The following is a 399-nucleotide window of genomic DNA, read 5'->3' as shown; positions in this document are numbered from 1 at the left end:
CAAGGATGCGTGAGCATCGCATCTGCTGGCATTTCATAACCAGCCAAATAAGCACCCGGCATTGCATCACGAAAATTGTCACGCACTTGTGTCATCTCACCCAGACCAATGACTTGACCGGGATGATGTTGTGCGTAGTGGGAAAGAAGATGCCGGAACTGTCCGGGTAAGTTTTGGTGGATTAGTAGCAAACGCATAGTGGGGTAACCGAGGTAAATGGAATAACTTCTATTATCAGTCCACCAACCTATTTAGATCATAAAAATCATAACAATAAAGAACTAAGTTGCAATAAAAATAGTGCCCAAGCCCAAATAAAGACACCTTACAAAAACTTACATATGAAAAGAAAGTGATTTGATACATTCACTGGATTTTGTAAATTTAGTAAGGTTTAGT

The 399-nt window shown here is 39.8% G+C and carries 1 pseudogene; it reads right to left on the bottom strand.

The annotated features are described in order from the left end of the window. Positions 1 to 197 (bottom strand): annotated as a pseudogene (locus tag QN395_RS21485) (hypothetical protein); the annotation flags it as partial. Positions 198 to 399 lie beyond the last annotated feature (202 nt).

This window comes from Undibacterium sp. RTI2.2, assembly GCF_035018705.1.
GTDB lineage: Bacteria > Pseudomonadota > Gammaproteobacteria > Burkholderiales > Burkholderiaceae_D > Undibacterium.
The sequence above is the reverse complement of the archived record's forward strand: the minus strand, read 5'-3'. Positions and strand labels throughout refer to the sequence as shown.